The organism is Eisenbergiella massiliensis (assembly GCF_003435485.1).
On record NZ_QVLV01000039.1, the window covers coordinates 1 to 25,167 of the forward strand.

At 47.6% G+C, this 25,167-nt stretch carries 22 protein-coding genes; 19 read left to right on the forward strand and 3 right to left on the reverse strand.

Annotation, left to right across the window (positions count from 1 at the left end; translation table 11 throughout):
• Positions 1-265 precede the first annotated feature (265 nt).
• From DXC51_RS28110 to DXC51_RS28190, 16 genes are all read left to right on the forward strand, one after another.
• A complete protein-coding gene (locus tag DXC51_RS28110; protein ID WP_025488595.1) occupies positions 266-757 on the forward strand; it encodes a sporulation initiation factor Spo0A C-terminal domain-containing protein in 492 nt (163 codons plus the stop codon).
• Between the two features lie 258 nt (positions 758-1,015).
• On the forward strand, positions 1,016-1,339 hold the full coding sequence (locus DXC51_RS28115) for a hypothetical protein (protein WP_021634305.1): 324 nt from the start codon (positions 1,016-1,018) through the stop codon (positions 1,337-1,339).
• A gap of 13 nt (positions 1,340-1,352) precedes the next feature.
• Entirely contained in the window at positions 1,353-2,390 is a 1,038-nt protein-coding gene (locus tag DXC51_RS28120) for a V0D/AC39 family V-type ATPase subunit (RefSeq protein WP_021634304.1), read from the forward strand.
• Between the two features lie 45 nt (positions 2,391-2,435).
• Positions 2,436-4,391 carry a V-type ATP synthase subunit I gene (locus DXC51_RS28125; RefSeq protein ID WP_035320864.1) on the forward strand — a complete coding sequence of 652 codons (1,956 nt, stop codon included), beginning with the start codon at positions 2,436-2,438 and terminating at the stop codon, positions 4,389-4,391.
• 101 nt (positions 4,392-4,492) lie between these two features.
• Positions 4,493-4,924 carry an ATP synthase subunit C gene (locus DXC51_RS28130; protein WP_021634302.1) on the forward strand — a complete coding sequence of 144 codons (432 nt, stop codon included), beginning with the start codon at positions 4,493-4,495 and terminating at the stop codon, positions 4,922-4,924.
• The gene (locus DXC51_RS28135; protein WP_009251169.1) at positions 4,924-5,232 is read left to right on the forward strand and encodes a V-type ATP synthase subunit F; all 309 of its coding nucleotides are present in this window, start codon (positions 4,924-4,926) and stop codon (positions 5,230-5,232) included. The genes DXC51_RS28130 and DXC51_RS28135 overlap by 1 nt, the downstream gene beginning before the upstream one ends.
• Before the next feature lie 45 nt (positions 5,233-5,277).
• Entirely contained in the window at positions 5,278-5,850 is a 573-nt protein-coding gene (locus tag DXC51_RS28140; protein ID WP_021634301.1) for a V-type ATP synthase subunit E, read from the forward strand.
• Positions 5,851-5,928: 78 nt separating this feature from the next.
• A complete protein-coding gene (locus DXC51_RS28145) occupies positions 5,929-7,695 on the forward strand; it encodes a V-type ATP synthase subunit A (RefSeq protein ID WP_025488599.1) in 1,767 nt (588 codons plus the stop codon).
• Positions 7,696-7,707: 12 nt separating this feature from the next.
• On the forward strand, positions 7,708-9,117 hold the full coding sequence (locus DXC51_RS28150; RefSeq protein ID WP_021634299.1) for a V-type ATP synthase subunit B: 1,410 nt from the start codon (positions 7,708-7,710) through the stop codon (positions 9,115-9,117).
• Between the two features lie 79 nt (positions 9,118-9,196).
• Positions 9,197-9,823, forward strand: coding sequence for a V-type ATP synthase subunit D (locus DXC51_RS28155; RefSeq protein ID WP_021634298.1), 627 nt, complete (start codon positions 9,197-9,199; stop codon positions 9,821-9,823).
• A 45-nt stretch (positions 9,824-9,868) separates the two neighbouring features.
• Positions 9,869-10,678: a tyrosine-protein phosphatase gene (locus tag DXC51_RS28160; RefSeq protein WP_021634297.1), complete on the forward strand. Its 810-nt coding sequence runs from the start codon at positions 9,869-9,871 to the stop codon at positions 10,676-10,678.
• Between the two features lie 341 nt (positions 10,679-11,019).
• Complete coding sequence (locus DXC51_RS28165; protein WP_035320861.1) at positions 11,020-11,709, forward strand: DUF3990 domain-containing protein; 690 nt, start codon at positions 11,020-11,022, stop codon at positions 11,707-11,709.
• Positions 11,702-11,932 (forward strand): hypothetical protein, encoded by a 231-nt coding sequence (locus tag DXC51_RS28170; RefSeq protein WP_035320859.1) that lies wholly within the window; start codon positions 11,702-11,704, stop codon positions 11,930-11,932. Before DXC51_RS28165 ends, DXC51_RS28170 begins: the two co-directional genes overlap by 8 nt.
• 261 nt (positions 11,933-12,193) lie before the next feature.
• Positions 12,194-14,365 carry a beta-galactosidase gene (locus DXC51_RS28175; RefSeq protein WP_117545930.1) on the forward strand — a complete coding sequence of 724 codons (2,172 nt, stop codon included), beginning with the start codon at positions 12,194-12,196 and terminating at the stop codon, positions 14,363-14,365.
• Between the two features lie 520 nt (positions 14,366-14,885).
• The gene (locus DXC51_RS28185) at positions 14,886-15,866 is read left to right on the forward strand and encodes a DMT family transporter (protein WP_117545934.1); all 981 of its coding nucleotides are present in this window, start codon (positions 14,886-14,888) and stop codon (positions 15,864-15,866) included.
• Positions 15,847-16,530 (forward strand): HD domain-containing protein, encoded by a 684-nt coding sequence (locus DXC51_RS28190; RefSeq protein ID WP_117545936.1) that lies wholly within the window; start codon positions 15,847-15,849, stop codon positions 16,528-16,530. Before DXC51_RS28185 ends, DXC51_RS28190 begins: the two co-directional genes overlap by 20 nt.
• A 296-nt stretch (positions 16,531-16,826) precedes the next feature.
• On the opposite strand, the gene DXC51_RS28195 is transcribed toward DXC51_RS28190, so the two are convergent.
• The 3 genes from DXC51_RS28195 to DXC51_RS28205 all read right to left on the reverse strand — a co-directional run bounded on the left by DXC51_RS28195 (position 16,827) and on the right by DXC51_RS28205 (position 21,326).
• Complete coding sequence (locus DXC51_RS28195) at positions 16,827-17,837, reverse strand: NHL repeat-containing protein (protein WP_117545938.1); 1,011 nt, start codon at positions 17,835-17,837, stop codon at positions 16,827-16,829.
• Positions 17,838-17,946: 109 nt separating this feature from the next.
• Entirely contained in the window at positions 17,947-19,782 is a 1,836-nt protein-coding gene (locus tag DXC51_RS28200) for a sensor histidine kinase (RefSeq protein WP_117545940.1), read from the reverse strand.
• A gap of 14 nt (positions 19,783-19,796) precedes the next feature.
• Positions 19,797-21,326, reverse strand: a complete 1,530-nt coding sequence (locus tag DXC51_RS28205; protein ID WP_117545942.1) for a helix-turn-helix domain-containing protein — start codon at positions 21,324-21,326, stop codon at positions 19,797-19,799.
• Positions 21,327-21,613: 287 nt separating this feature from the next.
• Between DXC51_RS28205 and DXC51_RS28210 the strand changes: the two genes are divergently transcribed.
• From DXC51_RS28210 to DXC51_RS28220, 3 genes are read left to right on the forward strand one after another with little or no spacing between them, the layout of a single operon-like run.
• Positions 21,614-22,531 (forward strand): ABC transporter permease, encoded by a 918-nt coding sequence (locus tag DXC51_RS28210; RefSeq protein WP_117545944.1) that lies wholly within the window; start codon positions 21,614-21,616, stop codon positions 22,529-22,531.
• A 29-nt stretch (positions 22,532-22,560) separates the two neighbouring features.
• Complete coding sequence (locus tag DXC51_RS28215) at positions 22,561-23,454, forward strand: carbohydrate ABC transporter permease (RefSeq protein WP_117545946.1); 894 nt, start codon at positions 22,561-22,563, stop codon at positions 23,452-23,454.
• A gap of 52 nt (positions 23,455-23,506) precedes the next feature.
• A complete protein-coding gene (locus DXC51_RS28220; protein WP_117545948.1) occupies positions 23,507-25,120 on the forward strand; it encodes an ABC transporter substrate-binding protein in 1,614 nt (537 codons plus the stop codon).
• Positions 25,121-25,167: the final 47 nt, after the last annotated feature.

Consider the following 25,167-nt stretch of genomic DNA (forward strand, 5'->3'; position numbering starts at 1 on the left):
CCCCGCCACATCCCGGCCGCAGGCCCAAAGCCGCCCCACAAACCACACTCCCAACTGCCCGAGGCCGGTTTTAACACCCCCAAAATCCAACCATGCAACTACCTATCTATCCCGGTTGGTGCCATAAAAGGCACGGAAAAAATAAAATTTTTCTAAAATTGTGCCATAAATTACCTTTACAAATAAAAATTATCTGATATAATAGTAAAGCAACTGCTAATTGTTAATACAATTTTGTGGGGAATGATACGAGAGGAGAAAGCATATGAGTTGTATGTGGGTATCTGTGTCTGACTGTAATCAGTCACACATATTTCAACTTACCCAGTTACTAAGGCAGGACAAGGATCTTCAGATCATTTTATCCTACGGGGCGCCTGGTGGAGACAATAGGGGGAGTGGCTCTGCACAAAGGCGTATTGAACGGCTTCTTTCAAGAATTGGAATGCCGTCGCATCTGAAAGGATATCAGTATCTTAAGACCGCTCTTGAGATCTGCCTTAATGACATGGAGGCGCTGGATGGAATTACCAAAAGGCTATATCCGGAGGTCGCCAAAAAGCACAAAACAACAAAGGAAAAAGTGGAGCATGCCGTAAGACATGCTATTGAGTCTGCCTGGAAACGGGGAGATGAAAGAGAACATAAAAATCTGTTCGGTTATTGTCAGACGGAAGGAAAACGTCCGACTAATGCTGAATTTATTACAAGAATGGCGGATTATCTTTTACATGACACAACTTCATTTCTATCCTGATAACGAGGAACAGGAGGACTTAGAAGGTGCGCAGAAAAGAAAATCAGGGATATAGAGAAAAAGATCTAAAGAGCGTCTGGAATCGGCAACCGGGCGCTTTTCTTGTGCTCAAAAAAAGGAAAGTGAACATTGTTTGTTTGTGAATAATGCATATTGTGGTTTGAATTTGTCGGTGGTATACTTAGTTGATATGGGCAATATGACAAACTGATTTGAAAAGAATGGGCATATTGACGATATAAAGGCAGGAGGTAGCGTATGGAAAAAGCCGTAGATGAAGTGATCAGCAGGCTGGCGGAGATTGAAGATACTGCCAACCGGATGAATGAAGCGGTAGAAGTTCGAAAGAAAGAAATTTCTGCCGAAATGGAGGCGAAAACAAAGGATTTCGATGACAGGCTGGCTGCTGAGACGAAACGCAGGCTTGATGAACTGCAGCAGAAGCTTGAAAAAGAAAAAGAAGAAGCGCTCGCCGGCCTGAAGGAGGAAACAGCGCAGCGGCTGGAGAATCTGCAGCGCAAGTATGACAGGGAACACGAAAAAATGAGTGACGGGCTTGTGAAGGAAATGGTCCGTATCTGAAAGGACAGGTATTATGAGTTTATTCCGTTACAGCGGGCTATCCACGAAGGTGAAGGCCATGAAGGGCCGTCTGCTTTCGCCGGAGCAGTTCCGTGAAATGAGTGATCTGCACAGCGTACCGGAAGTCCTTTCTTATTTGAAAAAAATGCCTTCTTATGAGAAGGTGTTGGCTGACAAGGATGAGGCTCATCTGCACAGGGGTGCGGCGGAAGCGTTGGTAAAGCAGTCGCTTTATTATGATTTCGGCAAGCTGTACCGGTTTGCTGATTTGGAACAGAGAGTTTTCCTTGAGGATTATTTCATGCGCTATGAAGTAATCTTTCTGAAAAATGTGCTGCGTTATCTGTTTGACAGTAACGAGGACAGGGCGGATATTGATTTGTCTGCCTATCAGGCGGTGTTTGAGAGGCATTCGGAAATGGATCCCAATGTGCTGATGCAGGCGGAAAGCGTGGAGGGCCTGATTGGGCTGCTCCAGGAAACCATCTATGGAAAAACGCTGGAGATGGTCGGCCGGTCAGGGAAAGCGAATCTTTTTGATTATGAGAGCGCCCTGGATATGCTTTTTTTCAAACAGCTCTGGCTGGATGCCAGGAAGCATCTGAAGAAGGCGGATCTGCAGGTGATCCAGAGGTCGGCGGGGCTGGAGGCAGACACGCTGAATATCCAGTGGATCCACAGGGCGGGAAAGTATTATCATATGGCGCCCGCCGATATTTATGAATTCCTGATTCCCATCCACTACAGGCTTTCCACTTCCCAGGTGAAGCAACTGGTGGAGGCGGAAAGCGCCAAGGATTTCATGGATGTGTTGCAGGGCACCGTTTACGGAAGGGATATGCAGGAGGCGGGCACAGCCCAGCTGGAGGGCATCTGCGGCCGGCTGATGGACAAAGTGCATGCACTGAATCTGCGCACACAGCCCTATTCTGTAGCCTGTCTGGATACATACCTGTACCAGAAGGAGCAGGAGGTCAATAAGGTAATTAAGGTAATAGAATGCGTCCGCTACGGCCTGGCCGCAGAACGGATTAAGGAATATCTGGCGTGACTGTGAAGGGACTGGACAGTTACGCCTGTACAGGAGGTGTGAGCAGTGGTAGAAAAAATGAAGTTTATCAGCATCGTCGGACCAAAGGAAGAGATTGACAGGGTGACCTCCCAGTATCTTTCCCGGTACGAGATTCAGCTGGAGAATACTTTATCAGAGCTTAAAGATCTTAAAAATATCACTCCCTGTGCGGACAGCAATCCTTACCGGGGTGTGTTGGCCAGGGCGGAAGAACTGGCCGGCCGCGTCCGGGAGATTGGGAACGCTGCGCCGTCGGGAAAAAGAATGGAAACGCAGGCTGCTGTTGCCCTGACTGAGGAGCTTTATGCAGAACTGGAAAAATGCAGGGCGCAGAAAAGCGGGCTGGAAGCCGAGCGGAAAAAAGTTGTGGAGCTGCTGGTGAATATCAGGCCATTCCAGAATCTGCATTATGATGTGGCGTCCATTCTTCATTTCAAGCATATTAAATTCCGTTTCGGGAAAATTCCTGTGGAATCCTATTCCAAACTGAAGGAATATCTGATGGATGATATCTGCACCATCTTTGATGAATGCGGAAGAGATGAGAATTATATCTGGGGCGTTTATTTCGTCCCTGCCGCGGAAGAAGAGAAGGTGGATGCGGTTTATGCATCCCTTCATTTTGAGCGTACCTTCATTGATGATGATTATGAAGGCACGGTGGAGGAAGCGTTCGAAGCCCTGACCAGACGGCAGAAGGAGCTGGAGGAGAGCCTTGCACAGATAGAGGATTCTTTTCAGGAAAAGCTCATGGCGCGTGGGGGAGAGATGCTTGCTGCCGCCGAAACGATTTCTGACAGCGCGGAATATTTTGATGTGCGCCGCTTAGCAGCCTTTACGAAGGCAAAGGACACGGTTTTCTTCATCCTCTGCGGCTGGATGACCAGGGAAGATGCGGAACGGTTCGAAAAGGAAATCGAAGGGGATGCCGATGTTTTCTGCATGGTGGAGGACGGCAAGAACGAAAGCCTGGAAAACAGATTCCGCAAACCGCCCACAAAGCTGAAGAATCCCAGGATTTTCAAACCCTTTGAAATGTTTATCCGGATGTACGGCCTGCCGAATTATCAGGAATTTGATCCCACGATATTTGTGGCGGTGACCTATTCTATCATATTCGGAGCCATGTTCGGGGACGTGGGACAGGGGCTGTGCCTGTTTATCGGCGGTATGCTTCTGTATAAATTCAAAAAGCTCAATCTGGCGGCCATTGTGGGAAGCTGCGGTATTTTTTCCACGATATTCGGTTTCTGCTTCGGCAGTGTGTTCGGATTTGAGGATGTGATTGAGCCGTTGTGGCTGCGGCCTACGGAGGCCATGACCACGCTGCCCTTTATCGGGAACCTGAATACGGTTTTCGTGGTGGCGGTGGCGCTGGGCATGGGGCTGGTGATCCTGATGATGGTTTTCCACATCATCAACAGTCTGCGCGCAAAGCAGCTGGGTGAGGCATTGTTTGATACCAACGGCGTGGCCGGGCTGGTATTTTACGGTGCGGTTGCCGCAGTGGTGGTCCTGTATATGACAGGAAATGCCCTTCCGGCAGGAATCGTGCTTGTTGTGATGTTCGTGGTGCCGCTTCTGGTGATTGCCTGCAAGGAGCCGCTGACGAACAAGCTGAACAAAAAGAAGGAGCTGATTGAAGGCGGAAAGGGAATGTTTGTGGTACAGGCATTTTTTGAAATGTTTGAAGTGCTGCTCAGCTATTTTTCCAATACGCTTTCCTTTGTCCGTATCGGCGCCTTTGCGGTGAGCCACGCCGCCATGATGCAGGTGGTCATGATGCTGGCTGGCGCGGAAAACGGGGGAACCCCCAATATTATCGTAGTTATTATCGGCAACCTGATCGTACTGGGCATGGAAGGCCTGATTGTTGGAATCCAGGGCCTGCGTCTTCAGTATTATGAATTTTTCAGCCGTTTCTATAAGGGCGACGGCAGGGAGTTCAAGCCGTATGCGAAGGCGGCAAAGAGCAGCTGATGCACAGACGGGGCGGCTTTGGCAAATCGTTCAAAAAAAGCTGTACCACATAAAAAAGCTACACCACATAAAAACTGATTGATTTTAAGGAGGTCATTATCATGGCAAAAGTTTTGTTATTCACAGCATTGATTTTAAGCATTGTAGTTCCTTTCAGGATGTATTTTAAAGGGGAGAGAAGCAAAAGAAGATATAAAATCTCCCTGGCGGTGAATGCGCTGGCATTCTTCGGCCTGATGCTCGGCGCCGGACTTGTGATGTTCGGAGGCAACGCCTTTGCAGCGGAGACCGCAGGGACGGCAGCGGCTGCTGCAGGAACCGCAACAGGCCTTGGCTATCTGGCTGCCGGCCTTTCCATCGGCCTTTCCTGCGTGGGCGGCGGTATCGCCGTAGCCAGTGCGGCAAGCGCAGCGCTGGGCGCAATCAGTGAAGATTCCTCCATCCTTGGTAAGTCCCTGATTTTCGTAGGTCTTGCCGAAGGTGTCTGCCTGTACGGTCTGATCATTGCCTTCATGATCCTTGGTAAGCTGTAATGAAAATGTATCTTATCAGCGACAACATTGATACCTACACCGGCATGAGGCTTGCCGGCGTAGAGGGTGCGGTGGTTCATGAGAAACAGGAGCTGAAGGCAGAAATCGACAAGGTGCTTGCCGATAAGGAAATCGGTATCCTGCTTCTTACGGAAAAATTCGGAAGGGATTTTCCGGATGTCGTCAACAATGTGAAGCTGAATTGTAAAGTGCCGCTTGTGGTTGAGATACCTGACAGGCATGGTACCGGCCGGAGGTCGGATTTTATCACGGCGTATGTAAATGAGGCAATCGGTATCAAGCTGTGACGGGCAGGGCTGCGCAGCGGCAGCGAGTTATAGGAGGAAGGCTTTATGACAACAGAGGAAAAGTTAAAGCATTTTCTGGATGTGACGACAGAGAGCACCAACGCCAGAAATGCCAAAATCCTTGAGGATTATACAAAGGCCCTGGAAAAGGCGTTTGAAGAACATAAGGAAGAAAGCACCAGGAAGGCAGAGCTTCAGGTAAAGCTTTCCGAGGACAGCTTTAAGAAAAAGCAGAATACCGAAATTGCCAGGGCGCAGCTGGGAATCCGGGAAAAGGTGAGCGAGCTTTCGGAAGAGCTGAAGGCAAAGCTTTTTACCGAGGTACGGGATAAGCTGGAGCGCTATATGGACACCAGGGAGTACCAGGATTATCTGGTGGCGGAAATCCGGAAGGCGAAGCAGTTTGCAGGCGATGAGGAGGTGCTCATCTATATTGATCCCGCCGATTCCGGCAAGCTGAACTCTCTTGCCTCCATGACCAACACAACGGTTGAAGTGAGCAAATACGGGTTCGGCGGAGGCATCCGTGCATTGATCCGCACCAGGAATATACTGATAGACCAGTCCTTTGAGACGAAGCTGAAGGAAGCGGAAGAGGCGTTTGTATTCAAAAGCTGATGCGTGTGCTGCGGCTTACGGGATATGCTCCTGATAACCGCCGCAGGCTGTAAAAGCGGCAGAAAGAGAGAGCTTGTAATGGAAAGAACAGGAAAGATTTATGGTATCAACGGGCCTGTTATTACGATAAAAGGCGATGTTGGTTTTTCAATGGGGGAAATGGTCTATGCAGGGGAGGAACGGCTGATAGGCGAGGTGATTTCCCTGACAAAGGAATTTACAACAATCCAGGTATATGAAGAAACCTCAGGAATGAAGCCCGGTGAAATCATTACGGGAACAGGAGCCACGCTGTCCGTAACGCTGGCCCCCGGCATCCTCAATAATATTTTTGACGGTATCGAACGGCCTCTTTCCGAGGTGGCGAAGGTATCAGGTGATTTTATCAGCAGGGGCTTCGCCGTGGATTCCCTGGATGTGCATAAGGAATGGGATACCACCATGGTGGTGAAGAAGGGTGATAAGGTCTACGGCGGAACCATTATCGCCGAGGTGCCGGAAACCCCTGCCATCATCCATAAGGTGATGGTGCCTCCAGGCATGGACGGATATCTTGTAAGCGTGGCTGCGGACGGTAAATATACCATCAATGACACGCTGGCTGTCCTGCAGAAGGCGGACGGCACGGAGGTGAACCTGACCATGGTGCAGAAGTGGCCCATCAGGCGGCCCCGCCCTTCAGCGAGAAGGTTTCCGGTTTCCCAGCCGTTAGTGACAGGGCAGAGAATCCTGGATACGCTGTTTCCCATTGCCAAGGGAGGTACGGCGGCAATTCCCGGCGGCTTCGGCACGGGGAAAACCATGACGCAGCATTCCATTGCCAAATGGTCGGATGCGGATATTATCATATATATCGGCTGCGGCGAGCGGGGTAATGAAATGACGGAGGTCCTGGAGGACTTTTCCAAGCTGATCGATCCCAAGTCGGGCAATCCCCTGATGGACAGGACCGTACTTATCGCCAATACCTCCAACATGCCTGTGGCAGCCCGTGAGGCCAGCGTTTATACAGGCGTGACATTGGCGGAGTATTACAGGGATATGGGGTATCATGTAGCCATCATGGCGGACTCCACCTCCCGTTGGGCGGAGGCGCTTCGTGAGCTTTCCGGACGTCTGGAGGAAATGCCCGCGGAGGAAGGCTTCCCGGCATATCTTGCCAGCCGTCTGTCCGCTTTTTATGAAAGAGCGGGTATGGTTCAGAACTTAAACGGCACGGAGGGAAGCGTTTCCATTATTGGTGCGGTATCCCCCCAGGGCGGCGACTTCTCCGAACCGGTAACGCAGAATACAAAGCGTTTTGTCCGCTGCTTCTGGGGGCTGGATAAGGCGCTGGCCCATGAGCGGCATTTCCCGGCCATCAGCTGGCTGTCCAGCTACAGTGAATACCTGCCCGATCTGGCCAGTTGGTATGCGGACCATGTGGGGAGCGATTTTATCGATAACAGGAACCAGCTGGTTTCCATTCTGACCCAGGAGAGCAGCCTGATGGAAATCGTCAAGCTGATCGGTGGCGATGTGCTTCCCGATGATCAGAAGCTGACCCTGGAAATTGCCAGAGTGATCCGCCTGGGCTTCCTGCAGCAGAATGCGTTCCATCCGGAGGACACCTGCGTGCCCCTGGCAAAGCAGAAGCTGATGATGGAAACAATACTTTATCTGTACCAGAAATCAAAGGTCCTGATTTCCATGGGTATGCCCATGTCCGTGCTGAAGGAGGATCCGATTTTTGACCGGGTGATTTCCATTAAGTTCGATGTGGAAAATAACAGGCTGGACAAATTTGATGATTATAGAAAGGCAATCGACAAATTCTACGATGATGTCATTGCCAGAAATGCGTAAAGGAGGCACGTCATGGCAGTAGAATATTTGGGCCTGAGCAGTGTGAACGGCCCGTTTGTAGTATTGGAAGGCGTACAGGGAGCTTCCTTTGACGAGGTGGTGGAAATTACCTCCACAGGAAACGACGGCCTGCAGGAAAAGAAGCTGGGCCGTGTGGTGGAAATCAATGATGATAAAGCGGTGATACAGGTTTTCGAAAAGACGGAAAACCTGTCCCTGCAAAATACCCATACCCGTTTTACCGGACGTCCCATGGAGATCGGCCTGTCGGAATCCTTACTGGGAAGAACCTTCAACGGCATCGGGGAGCCCATCGATAACCTGGGCGAAATCGTGGCGGAAAAAAAGGCGGATGTAAACGGCAAGCCTTTGAATCCGGTGAGAAGGGAATATCCAAGGAACTATATCCGGACCGGGATCTCCGCAATTGACGGCCTTACCACGCTGATCCGTGGGCAGAAGCTTCCTATTTTTTCCGGAAACGGACTTCCCCATGACCAGCTGGCCGCGCAGATCGTGCGTCAGGCGTCCCTGGGAGACAATTCCGATGAAAAATTCGCTATCGTATTTGCGGCCATGGGTGTAAAATACGATGTGGCGGAATATTTTAAAAGCACCTTTGAGGAAAGCGGCGTATCCGATCATGTGGTGATGTTCCTGAATCTGGCGAATGACCCGGTGGTGGAAAGGCTGATTACCCCCAAGGTGGCGCTCACCGTGGCGGAATATCTGGCTTTTGAGAAAAATATGCACATCCTGGTAATTCTGACGGATATGACTTCCTTTGCGGAGGCCATGCGTGAGGTTTCCTCCAGCAAGGGGGAAATCCCTTCCAGAAAGGGTTATCCGGGCTATCTGTACAGCGAGCTTGCCACCATTTACGAGCGCGCAGGCATTGTGGAGGGCGTGGACGGCTCTGTAACGCAGATTCCCATTCTTACCATGCCCAATGACGATATTACCCATCCTATCCCGGACCTGACCGGGTATATTACAGAGGGGCAGATCGTCCTGGACAGGGAGCTGAACGGAAAAAGCGTATATCCTCCTATCAATGTGCTGCCTTCCCTTTCCCGTCTGATGAAGGACGGCATCGGGGAAGGGTATACCAGGGCGGATCATCAGGACGTGGCCAATCAGCTTTTCGCTTCTTATGCGAAGGTGGGAGACGCCAGGGCGCTTGCCAGCGTTATCGGTGAGGATGAGCTTTCCCCTCTGGACAAAAAATATCTGGAGTTCGGCAAGGCCTTTGAGGCTCATTTCGTGGGCCAGGGGCAGGATGAAAACCGTACTATTCAGGAAACCCTGGATATCGGCTGGAAGCTACTGCATATGCTGCCCAGGGAAGAGCTGGATCGTGTGAATACCAAGATTCTGGAACAGTACTACCCGGCGGAGGAAAAAGAACAGCAGCCGGCATGACGGCAGTTTTGGCATTTGAACTGCATCCGGCACTGTTTTTGCAGGAATGCCGCAGTACTGTGAAGAAAGGAGGTAGCACATGGCGGAGAAGAATATTTTCCCTACCAAGGGAAATCTGATCATAGTGAAAAATTCCCTGGAGCTGGCAAAACAGGGATATGAGCTGATGGATAAGAAGCGGAATATCCTCATCAGGGAGCTGATGAACCTGAACGAGGAAGCCAAGGCCATCCAGTCCGAAATCAATGAGACCTTTACCAACGCCTATGAGGCCCTTCAGCAGGCAAACATTGAGGTAGGCATCCATTATGTCCAGGAAATTTCCCATGCTGTGCCCATCGAAAGCTCCATACGGATTAAAACCAGGAGCATTATGGGAACGGAAATTCCCAAGGTGGAGTACACCCCGGAGGATGCCGGTCCCAGCTATGGTTTTTACAGCACCAGGGAATCGGTGGACAGGGCCAGGGAGGGCTTCCTGAAGGTAAAGGATCTGACGATAAAGCTGTCCATGGTGGAAAATGCGGCCTATCGCCTGGCCATGAATATCCGCAAGACGCAGAAGCGGGCCAATGCGCTTAAAAATATTACCATCCCTACGTATACGGTTCTTGTAAAGGACATCAGCAATGCGCTGGAGGAGAAGGAAAGAGAAGAATTCACCAGACTGAAGGTTATTAAACGGAATATGAATAAGAAAGCATAACGGTTCCGGGTATCGGGGCTGTTATGGAAAATCCCAGGAGGCCGGATGAAAGAAATTACGAGAATTCCCCTGGAGGGGCTGCATAATACAAGAGATTTAGGCGGTTTTGAAGCGGCGGACGGCAGGCATATACGGCCGAAGAAGCTGCTTCGCAGCGGCCAGCTTGCCGGTATGACTAAAAAGGATCAGCGGGTTTTGCTGGAAGAATACAGGCTTCGCACGGATGTGGATTTCAGGACCGGCCAGGAAAAGGTGGAGGCGCCGGATCCGGTGCTTCCCGGCGTAGAGTATGTGGAGAATCCCATACTCAGCGATCAGGCCATAGGCATTACGCGGGAGAAATCCGCGGAAACTGATATGATGAAAATGCTGGTGCAGAAAATGAGCAGCAGTGAAACAGCGGCTGAAGAATATATGGACGGGCTGTACCGTGACCTGGTGATGGAGCCTTTTTCCAGGCAGCAGTACAGGCACTTTTTTGAAATCCTTCTTTCCCATGGAGAAGGCGCCCTGCTCTGGCACTGCAGCGCCGGTAAGGATCGTGTAGGCGTGGGCACGGCATTGCTGCTTTCGGCGCTGGGCGTGCCGCGGGAAACCATTGTCAGGGATTATATGATGGTGAATGAATTTACCGGGGACGTGGTGGAAGGCCATCTGGAAAAGCTGAAGGAACGCCTGCATAATCCACAGCTTATCAACTGCCTCCGGGAGCTGATGCAGGTGAAGGAGAGCTATATTTACAGTGTATTCGCCGCCATCGATGAAAATTTCGGCGGGATGGAGAATTTCCTGAAAACGGAAATGGGGCTGGACGGCGGAAGGCTGGAGCTACTCAGGGACAGGTATCTGGAGTAGAAGCGGTGTGCGGGTATCTGTATTGGTGCAGTTGATAAAAATATTATAAAATTTTTGAGAAAACGTGTTTCCAATGGCGGAGGGCGTTTTCTTTTTTATTTCTCTTTTAGTTGGTAGCCTTTTCTTGTCAATCATTTTAGGCATTTGAACAAAGAGTTTTGCATTGTGTCATCCTGCTGCAATTACTTGCACTCAGGAATGGTTAAAAGTATAATGTATATGAAGAAGGATATGTGGAAGCATCAATATATGGAGACATACAGTAGTTGAATGAAGTTCATATTTGGAGACTTAAGGAAAATTGATTTTGGTGTAATGGTTACATTGGGGGAGGAAATAAATTGAGCATACAATCGGATATTGAAATGCTTTCTATTCAGGCAATGGAGACTTACGCAAAAAGAAACCATATTACCGGTGAAGAAGCGATAAACATTTTTTATCGGTATCAGGTGTTTGAGAAAATTATGATTCAGCATGAGTATCTTCATCAGGTTGGTTTTGAGGAAGTGATGAATTATGTAGAACAAATTATTCAGGAGGATTTGCATAGTCTTACCGTATTTCATGGAACAACGAAAAGATTTGAACAGATAGACTTGAATAAATCTCATAACAGAAGAGATTTTGGGGTGGGATTTTATACTACGATTCTTGAAAACCAGGCCAGGGAATGGGCCTATAGGCTCAGTCTCCGGGAAAAATCGAAAGGTTATTATGTATATCAGTATTCTTTTGAGGAAGGAGATTTGCTTAATATAAAGCGATTTGATGGGTTAAATAAGGAGTGGCTGGAATTTATCAGAAAAAATCGTTCTATTGGAGGATTACAGCATAACTATGATGTCGTAATTGGCCCGGTAGCTGACGATAATACGATGGAGACAGTTCAGTTATATATTTCAGGTATTTTGACTGCAGATGAGGCGGTTGGAAGACTCAGATATAATAATGTTAATAATCAGATATCATTTCATAATAAAAAGGCATTGGAAAGTTTAAAATTAGTAAGGAGGACGTTCTATGAGTGATGTGATTTATACATTTCAGGGGAAAGATATAACGATGAATGTATGTATTCAAATCAGGGCGGTAGTCGATATTCTGCAGGAAAATTTAAAGATAACTTTTGAAGAGGCGATGCTGCGGTTTTATTGTTCGAAAACATATAGGATTCTGCAGGAAACAGAAAATGCTCTTTGGGCTGAATCGGCTGAATATATTGCAGACAGATATTTTGCCGAGATGGCATAGGATCGGGTATATCAGAGACGGCCAGTATTTCGTATCCTGACAGGGAAAAACAGTGGAGAGCTGGAATGATGTAATATAGGCATTCTATGAAAGGTATCCGCTTTCCGTCGTTGCCAATGAATGGTGCTATTCCTCCGGCAGCAGGGTGATGGAGGCGCAGTGCATTGCGCTGGCTGTAAAAAAGTGATTCAGGAATGCCGGCATAAAACGCCGGAGTCGTTACAGTCTCCGGACTGAGGATAAAAAAAGGAAGGGAAAGGTATGGACAACACAATCAGGATTACAGGAAAAATGAGGGAAGCAGTGAAGCTCCCCATGTGTGGAAAAGATAGTCAGGGAAATCTGTATGAGGTGGATAACTTAAGCCTGATGAAAAACGGCAGACGTTTTCTGCCGGTGATGGGGGAGTTTCATTTTTCCAGATATGAGCCGGAGGACTGGGAGGAAGAACTGCTGAAGATGAAAGCGGGCGGCATCACGGTGACGGCAACCTATGTTTTCTGGATCCACCATGAGGAAAGGCGCGGTGAGTGGGACTTTGGCGGCTGCCGTGATCTGCGGGGCTTTCTGGAGACCTGCCGCAGAGTTGGCATGCAGGTGTGGCTGCGCATCGGGCCCTGGGCCCATGGGGAATGCCGCAACGGCGGGTTCCCGGACTGGCTGACGGAAGAATTCGGCAGCAGGCTGCGCAGCAATGATCCCGGCTATCTGAAGGAGGTGCGCCGCCTCTATCAGAAGATCGGGGAGCAGGCGGCAGGAGAGATGGCAAAGGACGGAGGCCCAATTATAGGCATCCAGCTGGAAAATGAATACGGACACTGCGGAGGCGGCCCTTCCTCCCAGGAGGAATGCATGGAGCATATGCGCACGTTGAAAAGGATGGCGCTGGAAGCCGGAATGGAGGTTCCTTATTATACCTCTACCGGATGGGGCGGTGGTATCGTTGTGGACGGAGATACACTTCCGGTGCTGGGCGGCTATGTGGATGCGCCCTGGGCGGAGCATGTGCAGGAAATGCCCGCCAGCGCCAACTTTTTATTTTCGTCCTATAAACAGGATGAAAATATCGGTTCCGATCTGAAGAGACAGGAGAGCAGGCAGTTTACCTTTGACATCAGCAGAAATCCTTATCTGACCGCAGAGCTTGGCGGCGGGCTGCAGCCAACCTCTCACAGAAGAACTTATCCCTGGCCGGAAGATATTGAAGCCCAGGCGCTCTGTATGCTGGGCGGCGGGGCCAATCTGCTGGGATATTATATGTACCACGGCGGCATCAATCCGGAGGGAAAGGAAACAACCCTTCAGGAATCCAGGGCTACGGGGTATAATAATGATCTGCCGGTAAAAAGCTATGATTTCCAGACCTGTATCAGGGAATCCGGCGAGGTAAATGAAAGCTATGGAAGGCTGCGCAGGCTGCATCTGCTGCTCCAGGATTTCGGAGAAGAGCTGGCGGGGAGTGAAACCTGTTTCCCGGAAAAGCTTCCCGAGTCGCCGGAGGATTTACATACACTACGCACCACGGCCCGGGTGAACCCTGAGAGCCGGACAGGCTTCCTTTTTATTAATAATCATCAGAGAAAGCGCCGGATGGAGGAACGGAAGGATGCGGCCGTAAAGCTGGTTTTCCCGGAAAGGGAGCTGGTGATTGACCATCTTTTCCTGAAGCCGGGAAGCTGTGCGGTGATTCCTTTTTCCCTGCCTGTGGGCGAGGCTTTTCTGGAAAAAACCAACGCTTCTTTGTTATGCCGTCTGGGCAGCAGGTACTTTTTCTATGGAAGTAAGGAAGTCTGTGAAAATCCTTTTTATCAGTGGAGAGGGGAAGCCGGGGATGTGGTCACGCTGACGGAGGAACAGGCGGCCAGGGCCTGCCGTCTGGGCGATGCGTTGTATGTGACGGAATATCAGGACAGCTGTCTGATAGAGCAGGAAGGAAAAATATATCTGATTTCCAGCCATGCACAGGAAAAGGTGATCTGTTATAGAGCGGAAGGCGGGCCGAAGGTTTTCACTGTGAAGGCGCAGGAGACAGATGTGCCTGTCCGCTTTACGCCGCTGGAGACGGATGCAGAAAACCGAGCGGGGAGCGAAGCTGTCGGTAAAGCTGCCGAATATTGTGAATATGAGGTGTGTATTGGGGCTGTTCCTGTGGATAAACTTCACCAGCTGTATCTGGAAGCGGATTATGTGGGCGACAGGGCGGAGCTTTATCTGGATGGCCGTCTGGCGGATGACTGGTTTACCAACGGAGAGACATGGCATGCGGCGCTGAAACGCTTCGATTACCCTGCCAGCCTGGTGCTGCGGATATATTCCAGCGATAGTCCGATTCCCAATCCTTATGACAACCAGGTTTATTATGATCTTCCGGTGGAAAAGGGCTGCGCGCTGCGGGGAGTGAAGGCGGTTGCGGAATATAAAACAGAACTGTAAATTATATGCCGATAATTCAGAGAAATATAGAAGAAAAAAATATAGATAAGACCTGTAGGGCAGGTTGACAAAAGAAGCCGGAGAAGGTCAGATTTTTCCGACGGGTCAGCGGATGAGCCGGCGAAACAACACAGGAAACAGGAGCTTTTACAAATAAGGTAAAGGCTTCTGTTTTTTTTTGCCCGGGAAATATTTCGCGCCCGAGAAATTCCCGGCAGCCGATGAACTGTCTGGGATTATGCTGTACAGACAGGCTGTGTATCCGGGCGGAGAGGCAATTCGGTGGCGATTATCCCGGAGATAAAATGAGGTATATTGTTTACCGTTTGGTCTCAGTGGATTATTGGTGGGGGCGGCTGAACTTATTGAATCGGCTTGAATTGGGGGGAGAGGGGGTTGCAAAATGGGTGGAAAGGCAGTATGGTAGAATGGCGTGGGAAATTAGCGGGGAGTTTTTGGGGCGTGGCTTTGGAACAGGGCTGCGATCTGGGAGCGGAGATAAAATGAAGGAGTTGAAGTTATGAAAAGTTCTGGTATGAAGATGTATATGAGTAAGACTTGGGTGGTATTTGTTTGTGCTTTGGTTTGCTGCTTTCTTTGGGGGAGCGCTTTTCCCTGTATTAAGATTGGATACAGTCTGTTTTCCATCGGTGCATCGGACAGCGCGTCACAGATCGTGTTTGCCGGAACCCGTTTTACGTTGGCGGGGATTCTTGTGATTCTTTTCGGGAGTCTGATAGGCAGGAAGCCGCTGGTGCCTGCCAGGACAAGTCTGCACATGGTGGTTAAGCTGGCTTTGGTGCAGACAGTGGCGCAGTACATTTTCTTTTATATCGGCCTGGCCCATACCTCCGGGGTGAAATCTTCCATTATTGGCGCGTCGAATGTTTTTCTTTCGATTCTGGTGGCTGTGGTGGTGTTCCATATGGAAAAGCTTACGGCAAAAAAGGTGATTGGCTGTGTCGCCGGCTTTGCAGGCGTGGTGATTATTAATCTGAGCAGCGGGAGCCTGGATATGAATCTGTCCTTTTTAGGGGAAGGATTTATTTTCCTCTCTGCGGTGAGCTATGCTTTTTCCTCTGCGTTAATCAAGCGTTATTCGGAAAACGAAAATCCGGTGACGCTGAGCGGGTATCAGTTCCTTTGCGGGGGAATATTGCTCACGGGATTCGGGCTGGCGATGGGAGGGCGCATCAGTTTGGCGGGCGCGGGACTTCCGGCGCTGGGGCTTCTTCTTTATATGGCGTTTATTTCAGCGGCCGCGTATACGCTGTGGGGAATTCTTCTGAAATATAATCCGGTGGCGAGGGTTGCGGTGTTTGGATTTATGAATCCTGTATTCGGGGTTCTGCTTTCCGCGTTGTTTCTGGGAGAGAGCAGCCAGGCCTTCGGGCTTACGGGAGTGGCGGCTTTGCTTCTTGTCTGTGTGGGGATCATGATCGTAAACGGCTCGGCAGGCACGGCAAAAGAGAGGAGTCAGGATGAATTGGAAAGCGTTTGAAAAAACAGAGGCGTATATGCTTTCCTGTATGAATGACAGCGCCCATGATAAGGAGCATATTTACAGAGTGTTGTATACGGCGCTGGATATCGCGGCGTATGAGCAGGAAGTGGATTACGAGATTTTAATTACGGCGTGCCTGCTGCATGATATCGGACGGGGAGAGCAGTTTGAGAATCCGGCTTTGTGCCATGCGGCTGTGGGCGGTGATAAGGCATTTGCCTTCCTCATGGATTGTGGGTGGACGCAGGAGCGGGCCGGGCTGGTGAAGGAAGCGATTGCCGCGCACAGGTATCGTTCAAAGAACCCCCCTGTTTCGGTGGAAGCGAAGATATTGTTTGATGCGGACAAGCTGGATGTGACAGGAGCCATAGGGATAGCGCGGACATTGCTTTATGCGGGAGAGACGGGATGTCCTCTTTATACTATGAACAGTGACGGAAGTGTCAATGATGGTTCCGGAGACGGGGAGGATTGCTTTTTCAGGGAGTATAAGCGTAAGCTGGAAAAGCTGTATGATCGTTTTTTTACTGAGCGGGGAACAAAGCTGGCGGCAAAGAGACGGGCTGCGGCGGAAGCTTTTTACGGCAGTTTACTGATGGAGGCTGAGGGGACTTACCGGATGGGGAAGGAACGGCTTTCGGAGGTGCTAAAGGGCTGTTAGCAGTGTGCAGAAGAATAAGCGGTATCATAGAATAAATGGAAACCCTATATTTTTTTTGAAAAAAGTGATGTAGGGGACAGAAATTGGGCAGTTGCCAGGGGAGAGCAGGATTCCGCCTGGTAGCTGTCTTATTTTTATGAGTCAGGAGTGGCTTTTGCAAATTCTGATGGAGGCAGACTTATAAAATAAGATGGTGCTGCAATGCCGCATCATGTAAAAAAGCCGTACATGCATTGATATGTTACCATATAATGCATGGCGGCTTTTTTTACAATATATAGCAACGTACCTCAATACTAAAAAATCGGTACAACATTAACAATTTCATTCTCTTCCACATCAAACTGCCATACGGAATGCCCCGGAATCCGGTGCTCTGTCAGGTAGAAATGGCCATCAAAGGAGGTGATATAGTAGGGGGTCCCGCCGCCGATAAAGTTATCATAAATGTCCTCATAACCGCCGGAAGCAAGGGAATTCAGGTCCTTTGTACGGATGAAGGTGGCATAATCCTGATTGAAATCCACGTCGGTGGAAATGGTGATATAGTAATAGTCCTCTATTTTGGTCAGCTGGACCATCCCCGCAATTTCCGGGCTTACCGGATATTCCTCCAAAATTTTCAGATCCTTCAGCCGGGCGCGGATGATGGTGGAATTGCCGGAAACAAAATAAATTTCCTTTCCGATGATGGTGAAGGAGCGGACATAGACACCGTTTAGTTTTTCTATGGAACGGACTTCCTTCAGGCCCATGCGCGTTGAATTTTTTTCCCGGGAAAAGACATACAGTTCACCGGTCATGGAGCTGAGCGCGTAAAAATAACCGCTTGTTTCATCATAAACGATATAGTGGGGGCGTATGCCAATATCGGAAAAGGTCTGGGTGTGGATAAACCGGCCGTCCTCTTTTTCGAATACCAGAATGCGGTTATTTTCCGTATCATCCGTCAGATATACCACACCGTCGCTGGCAATGGTGTGTCCGCGGTTGATTTCATCGGTCATAACCTCCCATTCGTTCAGTTCCCTGTCCAGGGAATCGCTGTAAATGATTTCATCGTGATAGCAGTCCACCAGAAAGTAGGTATCCTGCAGCTTAGTAATATAGGTGGGGACGCTCAGGTCAAAGTAGGGATTGACCGGTATGGGGATGTCCTTTTCGTCCTTGGCAGCCTCGCTGAGCTCTGAGAGCTGGAGGAAGGCTTCCTGTGTCCTGTTTCGGAAATAAAGCAGGACTCCGGCAGCTGTTACGATAAATAAGATTATAATACAGACAGGAAGAATATGAGCTTTCTTTTTCTTCATGTAAATTCCAGGCCTTTCATCAGAAGTAATAAGATTAAGTATAGCACAAGATGGACAGGGCGCAAAGAGGAGGGGATTGGATACTTTTGCAGCTTTTTATATACATACTTTATAAAGCAGATTCTTCAGGAACGGGAAGGCGGACAATCGCAATGGTGCCTTCCGGCATATTTTTTTCAAAGGAAAGTCCATAATCAGGCCCATAAAGAAGAGTGAGCCTGGAAGAAACATTATGTATTCCGTAGCCATGCCCGTTTTTTCCTTGAACAGCTCCTGTGTTCAGAATAAACTGAGGGGACTCCTTCATGCCGATCCCGTCGTCAGAGATACAGATCTTAATGGTTTTTCTATTTTCTCTTTCTATTCTTATGGACAGATGGCCTGGTATTTTTTTACTCTCCTGCAGGCCATGTGTGATCGCATTTTCTACCAGCGGCTGAAGTGTGGTTTTGGGAATCAGGTATTCCATTAAGGAGCTGTCAAAATCCTCTTCATAAAGAAATGTATCAGGAAAACGCAGTTTTTGGAGCCGGATATAGGAACGTACATGTTCTGCTTCCTCACGCAGAGGTATAAATTCTTTGCCGTTGCTCAGGCTGAGCCGGTAAAAGGTTGCAAGAGAAGAAACGGCTTCTTCAATTTGGGATAGCATGCCTTCTTCAGCGAACCATTGAATCATATCCAGGGTATTGTACAGGAAATGTGGATTAATTTGTGCCTGCAGTATCTTCAGTTCGGCATTTTTTGTTTCCTGGCCGAGAAGATACTCTTTTTCAATCAGCTCCTGCATGGAATGAATCATGTAATTATAGGTGCTTGTTAATTCCCCTATTTCATCACGGCCCTGAATGATGGAAGATGGCAGCGGAATAAGTTCGCCTTTTTTCACATGCCTCATTCGTGAAGTAAGCCGTATGATTCTTCCTGACATGGTTTTGGATAATATGGTTGACAGAAAGAGGCAGAGAATCAGAAGAATTCCTCCCATAAAAAAAGTAAAGTTACGGTGAAGATAATATTCACTTAATAGACTGTGGGAAGGAAGCATCGTTATCAGTGTCAGAGGGTAGGACTGAAGGGACTGATGGATTACAAAATAATCGGTTCCTCCTAGGCGGAATTTTTTCCAGGAATCCAGCGTATCTGTATCAGGAACAGGTATGGAGCCGGATAACTCCTTATAAAGAGGTTCTCTATCCGCTGAGGATAATGCGATCAGACTGCCGGTTTCTTCGGATACGAGAAAGGTCAGGGCGTTGTCAAAATTATTGGGACTTATGGCCTCATTTAAATAGTCTTTAGAAAAATCCAGCCGTAAAACAGCAAGCGGGGAAGGGTAATAATTTTTATCTGGTATTACACGGGCAATGGACAGAAAAATTTCATCCTCGTGTCCGGAAAGTTCTTTGGAGGAAAGGATATAAAAGGAAGTCCGGTCCCTGTGATATGCAGAGGAAACACGCTGAAACCAGGTCTCCTCTTCAATGGAGGAATAGGTGGAATATCTGGTTGCATTATTGAAATAGGGAAAAGAATCGTCAAAAAAAACACGAATATCACAATCGGTAACTGAATTTCTTATTTGTATGGGAATGCAGGAAAACATGGCGTTTTCAAAATCGGTTCTGTCTTTGCGGATACCGCTGTAATCATAGTCCGGGCCGGGATGAGAGAAAATATCGGTAACCGTTTCCATCATAGAAAAGCTGTATGTCATGTTGTCATATTTCTGGATAATATTTTCCAGGGACAGCGTGATCTTTTCCGAAGTAGCTTCCGCGGAATTCAGCAATTTGCGTTCCAGTATACGCGCGGAATTTGTATACAGCAGCGCAGTGAGCAGCAGAATAGCAAGGACAGAGAGCGTAAGGTGGGATATAAGAAGCTTATATTCCATCTTTAAATCATACAGATAAGCAAATTTCAGTTTATTCAATAATTTCATCACATCATCCTCTTCTATGGAAGATAACCTCTGTATTCAGAAGGAGTCATTCCCGTGCATTTCTTAAACAGCTTTGTAAAGTAGTTTTGATCCGTAAAACCGCAGCAATCAGCAATATCGGATATTTTTCGATCACTTTTCAGAAGAAGGGAGGAGGCCATATCGATCCGGTAGGTTATAATATACTGATTTATTGTGGTTCCGGTTTCCTGTTTGAAAAGCTGGCTGATATAAGACTGTGATAATTTGAGGCTTTCGCTTAAAAACTGAAGTCCCAGCGCCGGGTTGCCGTAATTTTCTTCGATCAGCCTGCGCAGCTTTCCTGATACAGATAGTTCCTCCTGATTCTTCTTAACAAAGTCAAAGTAAGACTGATACAGGTTTACAGCTATGATGTGCAGATCACGGAGGGTTTTAGCTGAAGATATAACATCCCAAAGCTGCTGATTGCTTGCAGATGGAAAAGCAATGCGGTGACTGAGACAATGCTGGAACAGCTGTGAGAGTATTCCGTAATAGTTTTCCCTTACCACGCTGATCAGCCCCGCAGGATGAAGCTGATAGGATTGATACAGCGATTCAAGAAGCAGAAAGCAGGTGTGTGGGTCATTCTGTTTTACGGAGCCAAGAAGCTTCCGGCGAAAATTTTCATCTGGCCTATACTCCGGTGATTCAGGAAAACCGGCAAAAGAGACGGAATTACTGCCGAGGAAAAAATTCTGCTGAAGTCCGATTACAGCAGACTGATAAGATTGGTAGACCTCCTGTATGTTTTCAGCCAGTTGTCCGACGGCTATAAAATAGGACGTATTTTTGAACAGATAAGAGACTCTTTGAAATAATGGCTTAAAAAAACTGGAAGTTAAGGAAGAAACCATCTGTTCCTTATCCGACAGCAGATGGATGACAATTAAGTTGTCATGATGATCTCCTAAAAGATAATGCAGGCCGCTGTGCTCTAACAGTTCACCTAATTTTTCAAGCAGGCCGGAGGGAATCCCATCTCCGGTCAGAAGCTGTATCAAAATTGTCCGGGAATCTGAGAAGGCCAGAGTAGAAAGCGAGCACTCTTCCAGGAGACAGGACAGCTGGCCTGCATCCGGTTTTGGAGTGCAAAGCAGCCGGGCCAGCCGGACCTCCTTTATTTTGGCGGCAAAGGAGGTGTTGCGAAGGTTATTACAGTAAGAGACTGCTTCCTTGACGGCAGAAATTACCTGTTCAGGCAAAACCGGTTTATCGATATACTGTAGAGCATGCAGAGAAATTGCAGAGCGCAGGTATTCCTTATCCGAATAACCGCTCAAAAAGAGAATAACACAATCCGGATACAGTTCTCTTATTTTGGCAGCCATTTCAATTCCATCCATCCTTGGCATACGGATATCTGATATAATTATGTCTATCGGTTCGTTAACAGCCAATTCATATCCCTGCTCTCCGTCTCCCGCTTCCAGAAGCCGGTCAATTCCCAGGGTCTTCCAGTCAATTTTCTGCATCAGCTTTTTTCTTACATGAAATTCATCGTCCACCAATAAAAGATTCATAAATAAATCCTCATCTGCATCAGCTTATGTTTCTGGTTTTACTATACTCTGATTGTAGCATAAGAAAATAAGGGTTTCCAGGAACTTGAGGGTAAGTGGAAGAATTTACTAGGAGTCGAAGAATTTACTAATAATTTTGCGAATTCTTCCAGCAGACGGGAGAATTTACTATTGAGGATAAAGACGGGAAATTCATATAATGACACTGTAAGCCAAAGCTTTCCGGGCGGCTGTAAACGGGAAAAACCGGGTGCCCGGCAGACATTTCAGAATACAGGAGATAGGTTATGATAAAAAGAACATTTTGGCAGCAGGTGCAAAAAAACAGAACATTGCTGTATATGCTTCTTCCGGCTTTGCTATATGTGATAATTTTCAGCTATATTCCAATGTTCGGGATAACGATTGCTTTTAAGAATTATAACTACAATGACGGAATTATGGGAAGTCCCTGGTGTGGACTGCAGAATTTTGAATATCTGAAAATTTCTGGAAAGCTTTGGGCTTTGACAAGAAATACATTGCTGTACAATCTGGCTTTTATTGTATTTGGCGTTATATTCGAGGTCGGCTTTGCCATTATGCTTAGTGAAATTACAAAGAAGACTTTTAAGAAGGTTTCACAGGCATTCATGTTTCTTCCCTACTTTATTTCCTGGGTGGTAGTCTCTACCGTAATGCTTAACATATTCGGACAGAACGGGGTGCTGAGCAATATTCTTACCCATTTTGGAATTGAAGATTTCAGCATTTACCAGCAGGTGAAGCAGTGGCCTGTCGTTATGGTTGGCATCCGATTATGGAAGCAGACGGGCTACGGAACGGTAGTCTATCTGGCGGCTATTGCAGGACTGAGCCAGGAGATGTTTGAGGCGGCTTCCATTGATGGAGCAAATATCTGGCAGAAAATAAGATATATAACGATTCCCGGTCTTAAGCCAACTATTTTTATTATGTTTCTGCTGTCTGTAGGAAATATTTTCCGTGGAGACTTCGGTATGTTTTACCAGCTTGTGGGAAATAACCAACTGCTGTTGGAAACATCAGATGTTATTGATACGTTTGTTTACCGTTCTCTGATAACAACGCCCAATATAGGAATGTCAGCAGCCGCAGGCTTTTATCAGTCGGTGCTTTGCTTTGTTACCATCGTTTCAGTGAATTGGCTGGTCAGGAAAATTGATCCGGATTATACACTGTTTTAAGAAAATGAGGTACTGAAAAGGAGAGTGTTATGAAAGTAAAAAAAGGAAAAGATGAGAAGATTTTTCTTGGCATTGCCTATGTGCTGACGGTGTTGTTTGCTGTAATATGCCTGCTGCCGTTTTACCTGATCTTGGTCGGTTCCTTTACAAAAGAAAGTACGATATTGACAGAAGGCTACAGCTTTTTTCTGACGGCCCGGAATTTTTCCTTGGAGGCCTATAAAATGGCTTTCAAGAGCCCGGATACTATAGTACGGGCTTACGGCATAACCATATTTGTTACCGCAGTGGGAACAATTACTGCAGTTGGATTGTCTGCGATGACGGGATATGTACTGGCGAGACCTGATTTTCCCTGGAGAAATAAGATTTCCTTCTTTTTCTTCTTTACAACTTTATTCAGCGGGGGGCTTGTACCCTGGTATTTGATGTGTTCCAAGTTTTTTAAATTTAATAACCATGTTTATTCATTAATTCTGCCCTGCCTGTTTTCCGTGTGGAACATGATAATTGCAAAAAGCTTCATGAAGGGGATACCATTTGAATTGACTGAAGCTGCAAAGGTGGATGGGGCAGGGGATTTCCGTATCTTCTGGAAGATTATACTGCCTGCGGCAAAACCGCTGATTGCTACGATTGGGCTGTTTACCGCCCTTACCTATTGGAATGACTGGTATAACTGTATGCTGTTTATGAGTACGGGGGGAACATGGAATCTCCAGTATACGCTTCAGAATATTCTGAACAGCTCTGAGGCGCTCAAAAGAATTGCCTCCATGACAGGAATGCAGGTAGGGCAGGTGCCTACGGAAGGACTGAAGCTGTCTATGACCGTGATTGCCACGGGACCGATTATATTACTGTATCCATTCCTTCAAAAATATTTTGTAAAAGGAATGACGATAGGTGCAGTGAAAGGCTGATTATAGAGGAAATAAAGGAAAACTTTATTTATAAAATTTAAGGAGGGTTATCATGAAAAACAAATGGATGAAAAAGCTGTCAGCATTTATGGCCGTTGTTATGGCGGCGGGACTGTGCGCCTGTTCAGGGGCAAAAGATGCCGGCCAGGGGGAATCCAACGCAGCTCCCGCTGAAGAAACTGCACAGGCACAGACGGAGGAAGCCATTTCCCAGGACAGTCCCTATTATGGGAAAGGATATGATTTGGCGGAAACGGAAACCATTGTCCTGTATGTTCTTGGAGATGAACCAAAGGATATGGGAAAGGTACTGGAGGAAGTGAACCAGAAATACCTGCTCCCCAATCTGAATTCTACGCTGGATATTAAATTCCTGAACTGGAGCGACTATCAGACAAAATATTCGCTGGTGCTGGCAGGTGGTGAAAATGTGGATTTAATTTATACTGCTTCCTGGTGTTATTATAATGAAGAAGCTGCCAAAGGCGCATTTAAAGAAATGGATATGGATTTTATACAGAAATATCTTCCTTATACCTATGAACAGCAGCCGGAGGTAAGCTGGGAACAGGCCAAAATTGGAGAGAAGCTATATGCGGTACCGAAAGGAAACGCATCCTTCAGTAATTATGATTTTATTGTGGCAAGACAGGATTTAATTGATAAATACCAGCTGACCCAACCCGAAGACTGGGATAGTTTTAAAGAGTTCCTGAAAGAACTGGCTGCAGTTCAAAACGAGACAGGTGTGGTTGCGCTGAATACTAATGCGAACAGAAACCAGACGCTGGAGCCTTATTTACAGGCAAATGGATATGATTATTTCACAGAAGGCTTTGACTATTTTTATAATGCAGGCGGGAAAGCAGAGCTGCCGGGCTGGGATTCGGTAATCTACCTTTATACGTCAGATCTGTATTTAGAGTATGCAAAGGAAATGGCTGAACTGGCAGCAGCAGGAGTGTGGTCAAAGGATGCTATCAATGATACCAATGATGCAACCGCATATTTTGAAAACGGAACCTCTGGCTGCATTGGTTGGAATTTTTCAGCAATTGATGCCGGAGAAAAACTGGAAAAGGCGGGCTTGGGTACCTTTGGTGTATACGATGTGTCCCCTGACATTCATATGGCAAGAAGCCGGTACAATGGAGATATGATTGCTGTCGCTACAAATTCCAAAAATCCGGAGAGAGCGGCTCTGGTACTTGACTATATGAAGAGTGATGTGGATCTTAACCGCACGCTTCTGGGCGGAATTCAAGGGGAACACTGGGACTTGAATGAAGAAGGCCAGAGAATGGTGCTGGATGCGGCAGAAAATTACAGCTGGAACAGCTGGGCATGGGCGTTAAACCGTGCGGACGAGCCTGTGATGGCCGGGACAGATGAAAGAGAGCTGGCAATCAGCGACAGTATTAATTCCAGGGAGCTGTTTGCGGAGGTGGCGGGCTTTACCTTCGACTCATCTTCCATAGCTACGGAGCTTTCCGTTGTGAATTCCATTGTTGATGAGTATGAGTACAGCTTCTCTCTTGGAATTTATGGGGACAATACAGAAGCTAAATTTAATGAGTTCAAAGGAAAACTGGAAGCGGCTGGTTTGGATAAGGTAACGGAAGCCATGAAGACACAATACGAGGCTTTTGCGGCAAAGAATTCGTAAAAGAAAGGGTACCGGATGGTAGGAGATTACCGGAGGGTGCCCTTTTT

Excerpts from the sequence above, each read along its gene's own strand:
- DXC51_RS28110 (WP_025488595.1), top strand. The coding sequence starts at position 266 with ATGAGTTGTATGTGGGTATCTGTGTCTGACTGTAATCAGTCACACATA.
- DXC51_RS28115 (WP_021634305.1), top strand. The coding sequence starts at position 1,016 with ATGGAAAAAGCCGTAGATGAAGTGATCAGCAGGCTGGCGGAGATTGAA.
- DXC51_RS28120 (WP_021634304.1), top strand. The coding sequence starts at position 1,353 with ATGAGTTTATTCCGTTACAGCGGGCTATCCACGAAGGTGAAGGCCATG.
- DXC51_RS28130 (WP_021634302.1), top strand. The coding sequence starts at position 4,493 with ATGGCAAAAGTTTTGTTATTCACAGCATTGATTTTAAGCATTGTAGTT.
- DXC51_RS28135 (WP_009251169.1), top strand. The coding sequence starts at position 4,924 with ATGAAAATGTATCTTATCAGCGACAACATTGATACCTACACCGGCATG.
- DXC51_RS28140 (WP_021634301.1), top strand. The coding sequence starts at position 5,278 with ATGACAACAGAGGAAAAGTTAAAGCATTTTCTGGATGTGACGACAGAG.
- DXC51_RS28145 (WP_025488599.1), top strand. The coding sequence starts at position 5,929 with ATGGAAAGAACAGGAAAGATTTATGGTATCAACGGGCCTGTTATTACG.
- DXC51_RS28150 (WP_021634299.1), top strand. The coding sequence starts at position 7,708 with ATGGCAGTAGAATATTTGGGCCTGAGCAGTGTGAACGGCCCGTTTGTA.
- DXC51_RS28155 (WP_021634298.1), top strand. The coding sequence starts at position 9,197 with ATGGCGGAGAAGAATATTTTCCCTACCAAGGGAAATCTGATCATAGTG.
- DXC51_RS28160 (WP_021634297.1), top strand. The coding sequence starts at position 9,869 with ATGAAAGAAATTACGAGAATTCCCCTGGAGGGGCTGCATAATACAAGA.
- DXC51_RS28170 (WP_035320859.1), top strand. The coding sequence starts at position 11,702 with ATGAGTGATGTGATTTATACATTTCAGGGGAAAGATATAACGATGAAT.
- DXC51_RS28175 (WP_117545930.1), top strand. The coding sequence starts at position 12,194 with ATGGACAACACAATCAGGATTACAGGAAAAATGAGGGAAGCAGTGAAG.
- DXC51_RS28185 (WP_117545934.1), top strand. The coding sequence starts at position 14,886 with ATGAAAAGTTCTGGTATGAAGATGTATATGAGTAAGACTTGGGTGGTA.
- DXC51_RS28190 (WP_117545936.1), top strand. The coding sequence starts at position 15,847 with ATGAATTGGAAAGCGTTTGAAAAAACAGAGGCGTATATGCTTTCCTGT.
- DXC51_RS28195 (WP_117545938.1), bottom strand. The coding sequence starts at position 17,837 with ATGAAGAAAAAGAAAGCTCATATTCTTCCTGTCTGTATTATAATCTTA.
- DXC51_RS28200 (WP_117545940.1), bottom strand. The coding sequence starts at position 19,782 with ATGAAATTATTGAATAAACTGAAATTTGCTTATCTGTATGATTTAAAG.
- DXC51_RS28205 (WP_117545942.1), bottom strand. The coding sequence starts at position 21,326 with ATGAATCTTTTATTGGTGGACGATGAATTTCATGTAAGAAAAAAGCTG.
- DXC51_RS28210 (WP_117545944.1), top strand. The coding sequence starts at position 21,614 with ATGATAAAAAGAACATTTTGGCAGCAGGTGCAAAAAAACAGAACATTG.
- DXC51_RS28215 (WP_117545946.1), top strand. The coding sequence starts at position 22,561 with ATGAAAGTAAAAAAAGGAAAAGATGAGAAGATTTTTCTTGGCATTGCC.
- DXC51_RS28220 (WP_117545948.1), top strand. The coding sequence starts at position 23,507 with ATGAAAAACAAATGGATGAAAAAGCTGTCAGCATTTATGGCCGTTGTT.